Origin of the sequence: Streptomyces sp. 1114.5, from assembly GCF_003635085.1 — a bacterium.
In the GTDB taxonomy this organism is placed as follows: Bacteria; Actinomycetota; Actinomycetes; order Streptomycetales; family Streptomycetaceae; genus Kitasatospora.
Genome location: NZ_RBXE01000002.1, coordinates 1,609,664 through 1,624,566, shown reverse-complemented (window position 1 = coordinate 1,624,566; position 14,903 = coordinate 1,609,664). Strand labels below are relative to the sequence as shown.

Here is a 14,903-nt window from a genome sequence, read left to right as displayed (position 1 = left end):
CGCGGCTCAGGAGAAGTCGAGCGAGTCCGTCCGGGTGCGCTTGAGCTCGAAGAACTTCGGGTACCCGGCCAGCAGCCGGACGCCCTCGAAGACCCGTACGGCGTCCTCGCCGCGCGGGATCGCGCTGAGCACCGGGCCGAAGAAGGCGACGCCGTCCACGTGGATGGTCGGCGTGCCGACCTCCTCGCCGACCGGGTCCATGCCCTCGTGGTGGCTCTTGCGCAGCGCGATGTCGTACTCGGTGCTGGTCGCGGCGTCGGCCAGCTCCTCGGGCAGGCCGGCCGCGACCAGGGCCTCCCGGATGACGGTGTCGTCGGCGGGCCGGTCCTGGTTGTGGAAGCGGGTGCCGAGTTCGGTGTACAGGTCGCGCAGCACGTGCTGGCCGTGCTTCTCGGCGGCCGCGATGCAGACCCGGACGGGGCCCCAGCCGGTGGTCATCAGGCGCTGGTAGCGCTCGGGCAGGTCGGTGCGGCCCTCGTTGAGGACGGACAGGCTCATCACCCGGAAGGTCAGGTCGAGCTCGCGGTGGCGCGCGACCTCCAGGATCCACCGGGAGGTGATCCAGGCGAACGGGCAGACGGGGTCGAAGTAGAAGTCGACCTTGGTGGGCTTCGTCGGGTTGTCGGCCGGGGTGTCGGTCGCGCTGTTCGTCAGGGTGTTCGTCATACCGATGAGATTAGCGGTCGAGTGGACCGCTCTGCAGTGCCAATTAGTAGGCGTTTTATTGGGCCACTTCGGGTCGCTTCAGGGCGATTCGGGCCGCCGTTGCGGGCGCGGATCGTGCCGCCGCTGCGGGGCGGTCCGAGCCGCCGTTGCGGGCGCGGATCGTGCCACCGCTGCGGGGCGGTCCGGGCCGCCGTTGCGGGACGGGCGCTTGGAGCCGCCGCTTCGACCCTCCGCCGGCACTCAGCTGCAGGTCGTCCCGTCCGCCGGCACCGTGCCGTCCAGCAGGTAGGCGTCCACGGTCTGCTTCAGGCAGGGGTTCCCGGTGTTGTAGCCGCCGTGCCCCTCCCCCTGCAGGGTGACGGTGACGCCGACGCCCGCGCCGAGCTGCTGCGCCATCGCCCGGGCGCCCTCGACCGGCGTGGCCGGGTCACCGGTGGTGCCGACCACCAGGATCGGGGCGGCGCCGGGGGCCGCGACCTCCGGGTGGTCACCCTTGCCGGGGACGGGCCAGCCGGTGCAGCCGGTCAGGCCCCAGGCGGTGAAGGCGCCGAAGACCGGGGAGGCGGCCTGGAACTGCGGCAGTTGCTGCTGGACGTCCTGGTCGGAGTAGCGCTGCCGCGCGTCCACGCAACCGATCGCCCGGTTCGCGGCGCTCAGGTTGCTGTAGTGGCCCTGCGCGTCGCGCCCGTTCAGCCCGTCGGCGAGCTGGAGCAGCGTGTTGCCGGTGCCCTGGTCCATCGCCTCGGTGAGCCCGGCGGCGAGCACCGGCCAGGTCTCCTGGCTGTACAGGGCGCCTGCGATGCCGGTGACGGCCAGGTTCTCGGTGAGCTGCCGCCCGCTCTGGGTGGGCAGCGGCGACTGCTGGAGCTTGCGCACCAGCGCGGTGACCTTCGCGGTGCCCTCCTCGCCGCCCGCGCCGGTCGGGCAGGAGCTGCCGGCCTGGCCGGCGCAGGCCTTCATGAAGTCGTCGAGGGCGAGTTGGAAGCCCTGGGCCTGGCCGAGCGCGGACTGCTGCGGGTCCTTGGTCGGGTCGATCACCGAGTCCAGCACGAGCCGGCCGACCTCCTGCGGGAACAGGTGCGCGTAGACACCGCCGAGCTGGGTGCCGTAGCTGATGCCGAAGTAGGAGAGCTTCCGGTCGCCCAGCACCTGCCGCATCAGGTCCATGTCCCGCGCGGCGCTCTCGGTGTCGACGTACGGCAGCACCGGGCCGGAGTTGTGCTCGCAGGCGGAGACGAACCGGGCGTTGCTGTCGTCCAGCGCCTTCACCCCGGCCGGGTCGTCGGGGGTGCTGTCGGCGGCGACGCCGGCGTCCATCGCCTGGTCGTCCAGGCACGTCACGCCGTCGCTGGCGCCGACCCCGCGCGGGTCGAAACTGACCAGGTCGTAGCGGGAGTTGAGGGAGGCGTAGGTCTGGGCGAGGGCGGGCAGGGTGGCCACCCCGGAGGCGCCGGGGCCACCGAAGTTGAACAGCAGCGAGCCGATCCGCTGCTGTTCGTCCCTGGCCCTGCTGCGGATCAGGGCCAGGTCGATGGTCCTGCCGTCCGGCTTGGCGTGGTCCAGCGGGGCCTTGAGGGTGGCGCACTGCCAGTCGCCGGCGGGCGCGGTGCCGCCGCCCTGGGCGGTGCTGGGGGCGGCGCAGGCGTGCCAGTCCAGCTTCTGGGCGGCCAGCCCGGTGGGCGATCCGGTCGCCGACCCGCTGCCCGATCCCGCCGCCGTTCCGGAGGCCGGGGAGGTCGGGGAGGCCGGGGAGGCCGGGGAGGTCGGTGCGGGCTCGGCGGCGGAGGAGCTGTCGCCCTGGCAGCCGGTGGCGGCGGTGAGCAGCAGCGCGGTCAGGCCGAGCGCTCCTGCGCCGCGAACGACGGTGTGCATGGGGCGGGTCCACCTCTCGGGTCTGCCGGGTACCCGGCGCGCGGCGGGACGGCGTACGCCCGGCGCGCGGCGCGGTCGACGCACCACAGACCCTAGGGGCCGGAGACCGCGCATGCCCTCCGGGAACCTCCGGACGGAGGGCGTGCGCCGCTCGGTCTGCCACCGGCCGGCCGAGTGAGGGGAGCCCCCCCCTGCCGGCCGGGTGAGGGAGCCCCCTGCCGATCGGCAGGGGGCTCCAGGAGCCTTTCCCCTCAGGAACCTCCCGATCGGCACATGTGCGGAAAGCGACGCCGCGTCAGGATGACGGTCATCGGGGCTCCTCGGCGGAGCCCGGGAAGGAGCTTTCCCATGACCGTGCTGTCACTCGTGCTCACGCTGTCCGCCGCTGCCCTGTCCGCCGTGGCCTTCTCCGCCGCCGTTCCCGCTGGTGCCTCCGAAGGCTCAGCGCGGCTGCATTCCCGGCTTCCCGCGCACCGCGTACGCCGGCAGGCGCAGGCCGTCGAGGGCGGCCCGGGGCAGGCTCAGCCCGAACCGCCGCTCGACGGCGCCGAGGGCGCGGCGGTGGGCAGCGCCGGCACCGGCGCCGGCACCCGCACTGCCCGCCGCCGCGGGGTCGCAGGGGGTGACGCCGTCCCGCTCCAGCACGCTCGCCGCGATCAGGTCCGGCACCAGCAGGTCGGGCTCCTGCCCCCAGCGCCAACGCTCCTCGCCGAGGCCGAAGCCGCACAGCACGGCGCCGTCGCGGGCGTAGTCGAGCAGTGCCGGCCGCTGCTCCGGCATCGGCCGGAAGTGCACCACCTCGACTCCGTCGCGCGCTATCTCGGTGAGCAGTTCGCCGCCGGTGGAGTCGCCGTACTCGATCGCGAACGACCAGCCTCCGCACTCGCCGACCCTGATCACGCCGTCGCCGTCGTCGCCCGGGCGGTAGACCTCGATGTCCAGGTCGCGGACCTCGGTGTCGCTGATCGGCTCGGTCCCGGCGGCCGGGTCGGCGCCCATCCGGCGGGCGAGTTCCCGGGGCGGGATCCCCCGGGCGAACACCACGCCGCCGATCTCACCGTCCTCGTCGGGCCGGCCCGCCGCTGACCCGCCGGTGCGCGGCCCGCCGATCTCCGCGAGCCACTGGATGCCGTCGCCCCACCGGATGCCGTCGCCGCCCTCGCCCGCTCCTTCGCACGTGCCGTCCGTCATGCCGCCCTCCCCTGGCGCCGGCCTGCGGTGGCCAGGCGCGCCGGTCGGCACCCTAGCCGAGACCACCGACGGCCGGAGCCCGCTCACCGGTTCGGTGCCGGAACCGGCCCGGTGCGGGCCGGCATCCACCCTCGACCGACCGAACGGAGGCTGATCCGACCGCCGAACTCACCTGGTCCGCGCCGCCGTTCACCCGACCCCGGTGCGCGAGGCGGTTCACCCGACCCCGGGCCGCCCGTCCCGACCGGCCGCCACCTCGAACAACAGCTTCGCTGCCACCGTCGCCCCGTCGGCACGGACGGTGCCGGCCACGGCCTCCGCCCGGGCCCGGGTCTCGGGCGCCAGGGCCGTGGCGAGCGCTGCGGAGAGGGAGTCGACCGTGGGCGCTGGGTCGAGGTGGGCCGCGCCGATGCCCAACTCGGCCACGCGGCGGGCCCAGTACGGCTGGTCCGCGATCCGCGGAACGACCACCTGGGGCGCGCCGGCCCGGGCCGCCGCCGTCGTGGTGCCCGCCCCGCCGTGGTGCACGACAGCGGCCACCCGCCGGAACAGGGCCTGCTGGTTGACCTCGCCGACGACCAGGCAGTCGTCACGGTCGTCGACCGGGGTCAGGCCGGCCCAGCCACGGGCGAGGACGATCCGGCGGCCGTGTGCGCGGGCCGCCTCGGTCGCCACCCGGGCGATGCCCTGCGGGGCGTGCGCGGCCATGCTGCCGAAGCCGACGTACACGGGCGGCTCACCGGCGTCCAGGAAGGCCTCCAGGTCGGCCGGGAGCGGGCGGTCGTCGGGCAGGATCCACGCCCCGGTCTGTACCGGGTCGAGTTCCGTCATGCCCTGCGACGGGCAGAGCAGCGGGTCTGCGGCCAGCCACGGGCGGTCGGTCAGGACGTGGTCGCGGACGTTTTCCACCGGCGGCAGGCCGAGCGCCGCCCGGTGGCGGTTCAACGCCTCGCCGTACAGCCCGTTGACCCGCTGGGCGTCCTGCTCCCAGAGCACCCGGGGGTCGGTCTCGTCCTGCGGGGAGGGCGTGCCCGGCCGCGCTCCGGGGCGGAAGTGCCGCGACGGCAGTCCGAAGATGTGGAAGCACGCGAGCACGTACGGGATACCCAGGTGTTCGGCCACGTCCCGGGCACCGGCCGGCATCAGGCCGGTCGCCAGCAGCACGTCGCAGCCCTCGGCCGCCGCGGTGAGCGTCTCGAAGCGTGCGGCGACCAACTCGGGGGCCAGCCGGAACGCGTCCTGCGCCGTCGGCGGCCTCGGGCCGGCCACCACGGAGTGCACCGTGGGCCCGAGCGGCACCAAGGGCACGCCGACCCGCGCCAGCAGCCCCACGAACTCCTCGTCCGGCGGCGCGCACACCCGTACCTCGGCACCGAGCCCCCGCAGCGCCGCCGCCAGCCCCGCCAGCGGTTCGACATCACCGCGTGATCCCCACGTCGTCAACAACACACGCATTTCGAGACTCCCGTTTCCGCAGGTCATGGCCGTCAGACCAGAGATTCTGCGGGAGGACGGGGGCCTTGCCGCAAGCCCCCGGGTGGGCTATAGCTTGGTAGTGGCAGGGAGCGCGATCTCCCTGCCGTTTCCATGTCCGCTTCCTTGTTCCGCTCCGGCTCTCACCGCCCCGGCCCTCACCGCCCCGGCCCCCGCCACACCGGCCACCACCGGACGACGGCGGTGGCCCGGCGGGCAGACGGGCAGGTGGGCGGGTGGTCAGGTGGGCAGACCGGCGGCGGCCAGACGAGCGGCAGGCCGGCGGTCGTCGGGCAGACCCCCCGTCAAGCCCCGACCCCGCCGTCACCCGCGGCGCGTCACACCCGGCGGCGCATCAGCAGTGCATAGGCGGCCCCCGCGACGACCATCCCGACCGGCAGCGCCAGGTCCACGCCCACCAGGGCGGCCACCGGGCCGGTGTAGAGGGTGTCGACGCACAGGGCCGCGCTCACCACGCCCGCGGTGAGGGCGATCGCGCCCGCGGGGTTGACGCCGGCGCGGTACCAGTAGGGGCTGCCGGGGGTCTCGTCGCCCAGGGCATGGCCGTCGTACCGGTTGCGGCGCAGCAGGATGTCGGCGATGTAGATGGCGGTGCTGGGACCGAGGAGGACGACGGTCAGCTGGAGCACGTTGCTGACGGTGTCGAGGAAGTTGGAGACCAGCAGCGCGTACAGGGTCAGCGCGACCGCGACCGCGCCGTCCACCAGCACGCTGACGGTGCGGCGGATGCGGATGCCGACGGCCTGCAGGGCGAGGCCCGCGCTGTAGGCGGTCAGGGCGTTGACGGCGATGGTGCCGACGACGAGCGAGAGCAGGAAGACCGGGTTGAACCAGCCGGGCAGGATCGTCTGCAGGGCGGCCTGCGCGTCGGTCATGTCGACGGCGGTGGCGCCGAGCACGCCGAGGCCGCCGACCGCGACGCTCGGCAGGAAGCCGCCGAGGGCCGTCCAGCCGAGGACCGCGCGCGGGGAGGTACTGGTCGGCAGGTAGCGGGAGAAGTCGGCGCTGGTGGTGTACGAGAGCGGGCCGGAGGCGATCAGGGCGATTCCGGCGAGGACGGCCGCCCAGAGGGCGCTGCCGGTGAGCGGTTCGGGCTGGGTCCAGCCGAAGTCGGCGTGTCGGACGATGGCGTACCCGACGACCGCGAAGGCCGCGGTGAGCACGAGGGTGATCGGCAGGTAGAGCCGGACGATCACGGCGTGGCCGTACACGCTGATGGTGAGGGTGACCACGACGATCGCGATCACGATGGCGATCTTGATCGGGGTGGTGGGGGTGATCCCGATCCGTTCGACGAGTGAGAAGGCGGCGACGGCGGCCGCGGCGAGGTTCAGCGCGAAGTAGCAGACGGAGATCATCCAGCCGGTGACCGCGTTGTTCACGCGGTTGCCGCGGATGCCGTACATGGTGCGGGTGATGACCTCGCTGGGCGCGCCGGCGGCCGGTCCGGAGACCGCGAGCAGGCCGGTGCCGAGCCAGAAGAGGTTGCCGACGACGACGACCGCGAAGGCCTGCCAGAGGCTGAGGCCGGTCAGGACGAGGGCGCCACCGACCACCAGGTTGAGGTAGTTGACGCTGGCCGCCGCCCAGACGGCGAAGAGTTCGCGGGTGCGGCCGCGCCGCTCGGTGTCGGGGATGTGGTCGATGCCGTGGACCTCGACCCGTCCGCCGCGTTCCGGCCGGGGTGGTGCGGCGGGGTCCGGGGCGGGGTCCCGGGAGAGGCCCGGGGTTCTGTGGGGGTCCGGGGATCTGTGGGGGTCCGGGGATCTGTGGGGGTCCGGGGATCTGTGGGGGTGGTCCGGGAGCGTGGACGCCATTGGGGCCCTCCGTGGGGGGTGTCGTGCCCACCTGCTTGCTTATTGGTCGCACACTCAATAGCATCCGGCACATGACGTCAAGCGTTCAGCGCAAAAGGGTTCGCAAATCCCCCGACGACCGGCGGGCGGAGATCGTCGGGGCCGCGGCGGAGGTCGCCCTCACCGAGGGTCTGGAGTGCATCACGCTGCGCCGGATCGCCGAGCAGCTCGACGTCAGACCAGGCCTGATCAGCCACTACTTCCCCGCCGTGGAGGACCTCGTCGCCGAGGCCTTCGGCAGCGCCGCCACCGCGGAGTTGGAGACGCTGCTACCCGCCGACCCCCAGGACGGCTCCCCACTGCGGCACCTCTCCCGCTTCTTCGCCCGTACCACCGGCCCGGCCTACGACGACATGAGCCGGCTCTGGCTCAACGCCCGCCACCTCAGCCGCTACCGCCCCGTCCTGCGCGACCGTGTACTCGAACAGGAGAAGGACTGGCGCGGCCGGCTCAGCGGCGTCATCGCCTCCGGCGTCGAGCAGGGCGAGTTCCGCGCCGAGGACCCGGTGCTGACGGCGGTCCGGATCCTCGTGGTGATCGACGGCCTGGCCGGCCACGCCAACACCGGGCTGCGCAACCACCCGTCCGGCGTCACCCGGCTCGCCGCCGCCACCGCCGAACGCGAACTCGGCCTCGCCGACGGCACGCTGAGCCCCACCGACACCCCCGACCCCGCCGACACCCCGGACGCTGCCGCCCCCACCCCCGGCCCCTCCCCCGAACGGCCCTGACCCCACCGGATCCCGACCTCCCCCACGCTGCCGACGCCCCCAACTCCCCCACCCCGCAACAGTGCTGGAGCCGAAGTGCGCACCTCCCTCGTCCTCCTCTCCGCCCGCCTGCTCGACCCCGCCTCCGGTGGCTTCCTGCCGCAGACCGCCCTCGCGGTCGTGGACGGCCGGATCGCCGCGCTCGGCGACGACCGCACGATCCGCGAACTCGCCGACCCCGCCACCACGGTGATCGACCTCAAGGGCGCCGTCGTCACCCCCGGCTTGGTGGACGGCCACCTGCACCCGGTCAGCGGCGCCGAACTCACCCACGGCCTGGACCTCTCCGGCTGCACCGACCTGGCCGCCGTCCGGGCCGCTCTCGCCGCCGAGGTCCGCCGGCTCGCCCCCGGTGCCTGGCTGCACGCCTGGGGCCTGGACCCGAACGTCTTCGGCGACCGCCCGGTGGAGTCCGCCGCGCTGGGCCCCGTCCTGGACGGCGTCCCGGCGCTGCTCCAGCTCTTCGACGCCCACTCGATGCTCGCCAGCCCGCGCGCCCTGGAGCTGGCCGGCGTGGACGGCCCGCGCACCTTCGCCCAAGCCGCCGAGGTGGTCTGCGACGCCGACGGACGCCCCACCGGGCTCCTGCTGGAGGACGCCGCCGGCGAGCTGGTCGAGCGCGCCGCCCCGCAGCCCACCCGCGCCGAGCGCCGCGAACGCCTCGCCGCCGCACTGCGCGCCATGGCCGCCGCCGGCCTCACCGGCGGCCACGCGATGGACGCCAACGGCGACAGCCTCGACCTCTACGCCGAGCTGGACGAGGCCGGTGAGCTGCCGCTGCGTCTGCGGGTCGCCCCCTGGTGCCAGCCCGGGGTGGACCGGGACGGGCTGCGCGCGCTGATCGAGCAGCAGGGCCGGGGCGGGCGGCTCTGGCGGGTGGACGGCGTCAAGCTGTTCATGGACGGCACGATCGACAACGGCACCGCCTGGCTGGAGAAGCCGGACTGCCACGGCGAGTCCACGCACGCCTTCTGGCCCGATCCGGCGCACTACACCCACGTCGTCCAGGAGTTGCACTGGGCCGGAGTGCCGACCGCCACCCACGCGATCGGCGACGCCGCCGTCCGACACGCCCTCGACTCGATCGAGAAGGCGTCGCACGAGGGGCCCACCGCCGCACGACAGCGCACTGCCGCCGTACGACCGGGCACCGCCACCGCCCACCCTCGCACCACCTCCGTCCGGCACCGGATCGAACACATCGAGACCGTCCCCGACGAGGCCGTCCGGCGCTTCGCCGAGCTGGGCGTGATCGCCTCCATGCAGCCCACCCACTGCTGCGACTTCACCCGGGCCGACCACACCGACAACTGGTCCCGCCGCCTCGGCGAGGAGCGGGCGGACCGCGCCTGGCGCTGCCGCGACCTGTGGGATGCGGGCGCCACCGTGGTCCTCGGTTCGGACTGGCCGATCGCCCCCTACCCGCCGCTGGGCGTCATGGCGGGCGCCCGCCACCGCCGCCCCACCCGCGACCTCAGCAGCCCCCCGCACAACCCGGGCCAGGCGCTCACCGCCCTGGAGGCGCTGTTGGCGATGACCGCCAACGCCGCCCACGCGGGCGGCGAGGAGCAGCTGGCGGGCCGGATCACGGTCGGCCACCGAGCGGACCTCACCGTGCTGGCTGCCGACCCGCTCACCACCCCGGCCACCGAACTGGCAGACCTCCCCGTCCTGTTGACGGTCCTGGACGGCCGGCCGACCCACCGCACCGACTCCCTCTGACCGAGGGCGGCCCGCACCGTCACCAGCACCCACCGACCAGCCGCCGAGCAGCAATCACCCGTCACCCCGTGAAGCAGCCGTCCCGCGCCACCACCCGGCCCGCGCGGACCACCGGTTCGCGCGGCTGCCTCACATCGTGGACGACCTTTCCCGGCAGGTAAAACATCCTACGTTTCTCTCGGTAGTCTGCTTATCATCTCCGGGTTTCCCATCCCCCATCCGGAGCACCCACGCATGCCCACGCCACCACCCGCCGCCACACCCAGGCCGCACCCGCTGCACGTCCTGGGGTCCACCGTCTTCGCCATCGGCGCCCTGCTGGTGCTGGCCGCAGTCGGCGTGCTGCTCCACCAACCGCTGCTGATCCCGCCGTTGGCGGCCAGCGCGGCGCTGGTGTACGGCGCGCCCGGCCTGCCGATCTCACAGCCGCGCAACGTGGTCGGCGGTCAGTTGATGTCCGCCCTGATCGGCTTCGCCACCCTCGCCGTCACCGGCAGCACCGCCTGGGGCGCGGCCATCGCCGCCGGTCTCTCGCTCGGTGCGATGCTGCTCACCCACACCTCGCACTCCCCCGCCGCGGCCAGCGCCCTCCTCGTGGTCCTGCAGGCTCCGCACCTCGTGCCCTTCCTCCCGCTGCTCGCGCTGGCGACCACACTCCTGGTCCTCATCGGCCTGCTGCCCGGCCGGATCGGCGGGCACCCGGTCCGCTACCCGCTGTCCTGGGTGAGCGTGTCCCCCGGCCCACGGTGACCGCCGGCCCACTCTCCCGCCGACCGTTCCGCCCCCGAACTGCGAACCACCCTGCCGACGCCACGGTGCACCCGGGATACGGGGCTGGAAACACCGTCCCGTCAGGCCTCGTCCCGACCGCCCACCACGCCGCGGCTTCCACGCCATCGGCGAGACCCTCCGCGCTGCCCCAGGCCCGGACACCGACCGCTGAGCAGCAAACCCCTCGGGCGCCGCGCCGACGGGTGCCCGGCGGTCCGCCGGACACCCCGCCCGACGGGACCACCGGCCCCGCTACTCCCCCTGCTCGGCCGCCGACTTGACGCCTTCGAGGGTGGCCGTCATTCCGGTGCGCAGCTCGCCCAGCCGGAAGTCGACGATCTTCTCCTCGTACTCCGGCCTGGCGTCGATGGCGAGGCTGACGCCACTGCGGCCGGGGCCGATCACCACCGACTCGCGCAGCCGAGTGCCGCCGTCCTCCGCGGTGAGGTCGAAGCGCCACCGGGCCAGCGCGCCCGACGGCTCGGAGACCGGCTCGCCGTAGCGGCCGTCCGCGTCCATGACGGCCCACGCAAACACGCGGTGACCGGCAGCATCGGCCGCGCCGGCCGCGCCGGCCGCATCGGCCCGGTCGTCCGCGCCGGTCAGCTCGGTCACCTCGGAGACCGTCCGCCAATCCGGCATGCCCGCCCGGCGGTTGTGGCCCTCGAAGCGGGCGCCCGGCGCGGGGCCGTCCGCGCCGTCCAGCCAGGCGACGCGGTGGAGCTCCGGGCTGAGCCGGGCGGGCAGGCCGATGTCCGTGACCAGCTCCCAGACCCGCTCCAGCGGCGCCTCGACGAACACCTCGCACTGCGTACCCGGACCGTCGGCGTACCGCATGGCCGTTCCCCCTCCTCTCGCACGTCACACCCGTCCGGGCGCGACGCCGTCCTGCGTCTCGTGTCCTGCTGCTGACCTGCTGCTGACCTGCTGCATCGATGCGGGTCGACACCCGCCCGCCGCACCCGACGCTGCGTCCGGAACGCCGCGAAGGAAGCGGGCGGGTTGCCGCCCTGGGCCCTGGATCGATGATCGATCCCGCCGAACACCCAAGTCAATCCCCGGGTTTGCTGGGGGACACCCAAGCGATACCTTGGACCATCGTGACCATTGACGACCTCCGTGTCTTCGCCGCGGTCTGCCGGGCCGGCTCGCTCAGCGCCGTCGCCCGCGACCTCGGCTGCACCCAGTCCGCGGTCAGCCAGCACGTGAAGCGGCTGGAGCGGGAACTCGGCCTCTCCCTGATCGAACGGCACCCGCGCGGGGTGGTGCCCACCAAGGCGGGCCGGGTCCTTCAGGCCGCCACCGTCACCGGCCTCGGCAGCATCGACCACGCGCTGCACCGGATCGCCGAACTCGCGCGCGGCGAGGGCGGATCCGTACGCATCACCACCGGCGCCACCAGCGTCCGGCACTTCATGTCCGCGGCCGTGGTGGCCTTCCGGCGGCGCTTCCCGCAGGTCAGCCTGGAGTTCCAGACCGAGGTCTCCAGCCGCAGCTGCCTGGAGTCGCTGACCGCCGGACGGGTCGACCTCGCCTGGATCACCCTCGGCACCCCGGTCCGCGGCATCGACCAGCGGCCGGTCGTCGACCTGCCGTGGGTGCTGGCCGTCGCGGCGGGCGACCCGCTCGCCGCCAGGGCCCGCATCGAGCCGGCCGACCTGCAGGACGCCCGGCTCATCGGGCTGCCGCAGAACTCGGTCGCCCGCTCCCAACTCGATTCCTGGCTGGGGAAGTCGGGCATCAGGCCGGTCTTCGACACCAGCGTCGCGGACTGGGACACCGCGATCCTGCTCGCCGAACTCGGCCTCGGCCACGCCGTCGTCCCGGCCCTCCCCCAGTGGCAGGGCCCCGGCCACCCCGGCCTACGGCTGCTCCCGCTGCCCGACCTGCCCGCCCTCACCGCCGGCTGGGCCATCCGCGACTGGGAGAACCTCTGCCCCCTCGCCCGCGCCTTCGCCGACACCGTGGCCGCCCACGCCGCCCCACCGCCCCGCTGATCCCCGTCGGATCGCCGCCCGATCCCCGTAGGATCACCGCCGTATCGCCGCCGTATCGCCGCCGTATCGCCGCCGTATCGCCGCCGTATCGCCGCCGGATCGCCGCCGGATCGCCGCCTGAGCCCCAACGGATCAGCCCCGCCCATTCGTCTCAGCGCGCAGCGGAGGTCCGGTCCAGGAAGCGCTGCACCCCGTCCCGTACGCCCTCGGTGGGCACGGTCGCCGCAAAGGCTGCCGCCTCCACCGCAAGGCCCTCGTCGATCGGCAGGTTGATGCCCCGGGTCACGGCCCGCAGGCAGGCGGCCACCGCGGTGGGCGCGTACCGGGTGATGCGATCAGCCAAGTCCCGTGCGGCCGAGAGCAGTTCACTCGCCGGGACGACCGTGTTGACCAGGCCGAGCTCCGCCGCACGGGCGGCCGGGATCGGGTCGCCGGTCAGGATCATCTCCAGCCCGCGCTTGCGGCCGACATGGCGCGGTAGCCGCTGCGAACCGCCGAACGGCGGCGGGAAGCCGAGCGAGATCTCCGGCTTGGCGAAGGTTGCGTGCTCGGCCGCCACCGCCAGCGGCGCGGCCTCGGTGACCTCACAACCACCGCCGTACGCCAGGCCGTTGACGGCCACGATGATCGGCTTGGGGAGCTCCTCGATCCGCCGGGTGAGCGTGTGCCCGCGCCGGACGAACTCGCGCAGCGCCCGCTCGGGCCCGCCGGCGATGCCGGCGGCCAGGGACGGGATGTCGGCGCCCGCACTGAACGCCCGCTGCCCGGCTCCGGTGAGGATCACGGCGTGGACGGTGTCGTCGGCATCGATGCGGTCGAGCTCGGCGAGCAGCGCGTCGATCGTCGGGTAGTCGAGGGCGTTGAGCTTCTTCTCCCGGTCGATGGTGAGGGTGACGACGTGCCCGTCCTGCTCGCTGCGGATGGTCATGGGCGCCTGCTCCGTTCCCGGCCGTTTCCCGGCCTGCTCCCGGCCCTGATCCCGGCTTCACTGCCGGACGCATCGAGGCTAGGAACACCCGTCCAGGACAATCCAGTTATTGTCCTGGATACACTCCCGCGCGCCAGGAACCGCAGGAACCGCAGGAACCGCAGGACCAGCAGGAACGGCAGGACCAGCAGGAACGGCAGGTGACCGTGCGACCCCCCTCCTACAAGGCCGTCGTCGACGAGTACACGGCGGCGATCCGCTCCGGCGCGCTCCCCGCGGGCACCCGACTGCCGACCCACCGCATGCTCGCCCGCGACCGGCGGATCGCGCTCGCCACCGCCACCCGGGTGTACGCCGAACTGGCCGCCGCCGGACTGGTGGTGGGCGAGCGGGGTCGGGGCACCTTCGTCCGGGTGCGCTCCGGCTACGACGGCATCGAACCCTCCCGCGCCCTCCCGGTGCCCCGGGTGGCGGACCTCTCCTTCAACCAGCCGCTCGCCCCCGACCAGGGCGACCTGCTCCGACAGGCCCTGCGGGCACTCGCCTCCTCGGGCGACGCCGAGGCACTGCTGCGCCAGCACCCGCCGGGCGGCCACCGGCACGACCGGGCCACCGTGGCCACCTACCTGCTGGACCGCGGGATCGACACCGCACCGGAGAACGTGCTGCTCACCAGCGGTGCGCAGCAGGCGCTGGACTGCGTGCTGCGCACCTTCACCCGCCCCGGCGACGTCCTCGCCGTGGACGCCCTCAGCTACCCCGGCATCAAGCTGCTCGCCGCCGCCCACCGGCTCGACCTGGCACCCGTCCCGGTCACCGCCGCGGGCCCGGACCTCGACGCGCTCGACCGGCTCTGCCGCACCCGCCCGGTGCGGGCGGTGTACACCATGCCGACGGTCCACAACCCGCTCGGCTGGGTGCTCGACCGGGCACAGCGCGAACGCCTCGCCGGCCTCGCGGCCGACCACGACTTCCTGCTGATCGAGGACGGCACGTACGCCTTCCTGGAGGCCGCGCCGCCCCCGCCCCTGCAGGCCCTGACACCCGAGCACACCTGTTACGTGGCCGGCCTGTCCAAGAACGTGGCGCCCGGGCTGCGGTTCGGCTTCGCCGTCCTGCCCGACCGTCTGCTCCGGGCCGCGACCACCAGTCTGCGGACGGCGGCCTGGGGCGCACCGGGCCTGGTCACCGCCCTCGCCACCGGCTGGCTCGCGGACGGCACGGTCGCCCGCCTGGAGCAGCAGCGCCGCACGGACGCCGCCGCCCGTCAGGCCGTCGCCCGCACGGCCCTCGCCGGTCTGACCACCACCGGCCACCCCGCGTCCTACGTCCTCTGGCTCACCCTCGAACCCCACCAGCGCCCCGACCACGCGGCCGCAGCCCTCGCCGCCGAGGGCATCCTGATCTCCACCGCCGACGCCTTCGCCACCACCCCCCACCACCCCAACGCCCTACGCCTCGCCCTCGCCACACCCCCACTGGCCGACCTCCACCCCGCCCTCACCCGCCTCCGCACCACCCTCGACGCCATCGCCCCCTGACCCGGGGAAAATATGTAGACCGGTCTGCATATTCTGTTCGCCCTCAGCCCGCACCAAAAGTCGGCCCGCCCGACTTCCTGTGCGCCGCGCCTGGG

The 14,903-nt window shown here is 74.2% G+C and carries 12 protein-coding genes; 5 read left to right on the top strand and 7 right to left on the bottom strand.

Features of this window, described 5'->3' with window-relative positions:
- Positions 1-6 precede the first annotated feature (6 nt).
- From BX285_RS30370 to BX285_RS30350, 5 genes are all read right to left on the bottom strand, one after another.
- Complete coding sequence (locus BX285_RS30370; protein WP_097234970.1) at positions 7-666, bottom strand: disulfide bond formation protein DsbA; 660 nt, start codon at positions 664-666, stop codon at positions 7-9.
- Between the two features lie 240 nt (positions 667-906).
- Positions 907-2,538 (bottom strand): alpha/beta hydrolase, encoded by a 1,632-nt coding sequence (locus BX285_RS30365; protein WP_121178856.1) that lies wholly within the window; start codon positions 2,536-2,538, stop codon positions 907-909.
- A 441-nt stretch (positions 2,539-2,979) separates the two neighbouring features.
- Entirely contained in the window at positions 2,980-3,729 is a 750-nt protein-coding gene (locus tag BX285_RS30360) for a DUF6461 domain-containing protein (RefSeq protein WP_220783988.1), read from the bottom strand.
- A 216-nt stretch (positions 3,730-3,945) separates the two neighbouring features.
- Entirely contained in the window at positions 3,946-5,184 is a 1,239-nt protein-coding gene (locus BX285_RS30355; protein WP_121178855.1) for a glycosyltransferase, read from the bottom strand.
- 356 nt (positions 5,185-5,540) lie between these two features.
- Positions 5,541-7,040: a cytosine permease gene (locus BX285_RS30350; protein WP_121178854.1), complete on the bottom strand. Its 1,500-nt coding sequence runs from the start codon at positions 7,038-7,040 to the stop codon at positions 5,541-5,543.
- A gap of 71 nt (positions 7,041-7,111) precedes the next feature.
- On the opposite strand from BX285_RS30350, the gene BX285_RS30345 reads away from it, so the two are divergent.
- From BX285_RS30345 to BX285_RS30335, 3 genes are all read left to right on the top strand, one after another.
- On the top strand, positions 7,112-7,810 hold the full coding sequence (locus BX285_RS30345; protein WP_121178853.1) for a TetR/AcrR family transcriptional regulator: 699 nt from the start codon (positions 7,112-7,114) through the stop codon (positions 7,808-7,810).
- Between the two features lie 75 nt (positions 7,811-7,885).
- Positions 7,886-9,571, top strand: coding sequence for an amidohydrolase (locus BX285_RS30340; RefSeq protein ID WP_121178852.1), 1,686 nt, complete (start codon positions 7,886-7,888; stop codon positions 9,569-9,571).
- Between the two features lie 234 nt (positions 9,572-9,805).
- Positions 9,806-10,321 (top strand): HPP family protein, encoded by a 516-nt coding sequence (locus tag BX285_RS30335; protein ID WP_121178851.1) that lies wholly within the window; start codon positions 9,806-9,808, stop codon positions 10,319-10,321.
- A 273-nt stretch (positions 10,322-10,594) separates the two neighbouring features.
- Here the strand turns inward: BX285_RS30335 and BX285_RS30330 are convergent, their stop codons facing one another.
- Positions 10,595-11,179: an SRPBCC family protein gene (locus tag BX285_RS30330; RefSeq protein WP_121178850.1), complete on the bottom strand. Its 585-nt coding sequence runs from the start codon at positions 11,177-11,179 to the stop codon at positions 10,595-10,597.
- Positions 11,180-11,442: 263 nt separating this feature from the next.
- Here BX285_RS30330 and BX285_RS30325 point away from each other — a divergent pair, with 263 nt between their 5' ends.
- The gene (locus tag BX285_RS30325; protein WP_097234977.1) at positions 11,443-12,339 is read left to right on the top strand and encodes a LysR family transcriptional regulator; all 897 of its coding nucleotides are present in this window, start codon (positions 11,443-11,445) and stop codon (positions 12,337-12,339) included.
- Positions 12,340-12,490: 151 nt separating this feature from the next.
- Here BX285_RS30325 and BX285_RS30320 read toward each other — a convergent pair whose 3' ends face one another.
- Entirely contained in the window at positions 12,491-13,267 is a 777-nt protein-coding gene (locus BX285_RS30320; protein WP_121178849.1) for an enoyl-CoA hydratase-related protein, read from the bottom strand.
- Between the two features lie 200 nt (positions 13,268-13,467).
- On the opposite strand from BX285_RS30320, the gene BX285_RS30315 reads away from it, so the two are divergent.
- Positions 13,468-14,808, top strand: a complete 1,341-nt coding sequence (locus BX285_RS30315; protein WP_259470848.1) for a PLP-dependent aminotransferase family protein — start codon at positions 13,468-13,470, stop codon at positions 14,806-14,808.
- Positions 14,809-14,903: the final 95 nt, after the last annotated feature.

Bases quoted from the DNA above. Each gene is read 5' to 3' on its own strand.
- BX285_RS30370 (WP_097234970.1), bottom strand. From the start codon at position 666: ATGACGAACACCCTGACGAACAGCGCGACCGACACCCCGGCCGACAAC.
- BX285_RS30365 (WP_121178856.1), bottom strand. From the start codon at position 2,538: ATGCACACCGTCGTTCGCGGCGCAGGAGCGCTCGGCCTGACCGCGCTG.
- BX285_RS30360 (WP_220783988.1), bottom strand. From the start codon at position 3,729: ATGACGGACGGCACGTGCGAAGGAGCGGGCGAGGGCGGCGACGGCATC.
- BX285_RS30355 (WP_121178855.1), bottom strand. From the start codon at position 5,184: ATGCGTGTGTTGTTGACGACGTGGGGATCACGCGGTGATGTCGAACCG.
- BX285_RS30350 (WP_121178854.1), bottom strand. From the start codon at position 7,040: ATGGCGTCCACGCTCCCGGACCACCCCCACAGATCCCCGGACCCCCAC.
- BX285_RS30345 (WP_121178853.1), top strand. From the start codon at position 7,112: ATGACGTCAAGCGTTCAGCGCAAAAGGGTTCGCAAATCCCCCGACGAC.
- BX285_RS30335 (WP_121178851.1), top strand. From the start codon at position 9,806: ATGCCCACGCCACCACCCGCCGCCACACCCAGGCCGCACCCGCTGCAC.
- BX285_RS30330 (WP_121178850.1), bottom strand. From the start codon at position 11,179: ATGCGGTACGCCGACGGTCCGGGTACGCAGTGCGAGGTGTTCGTCGAG.
- BX285_RS30320 (WP_121178849.1), bottom strand. From the start codon at position 13,267: ATGACCATCCGCAGCGAGCAGGACGGGCACGTCGTCACCCTCACCATC.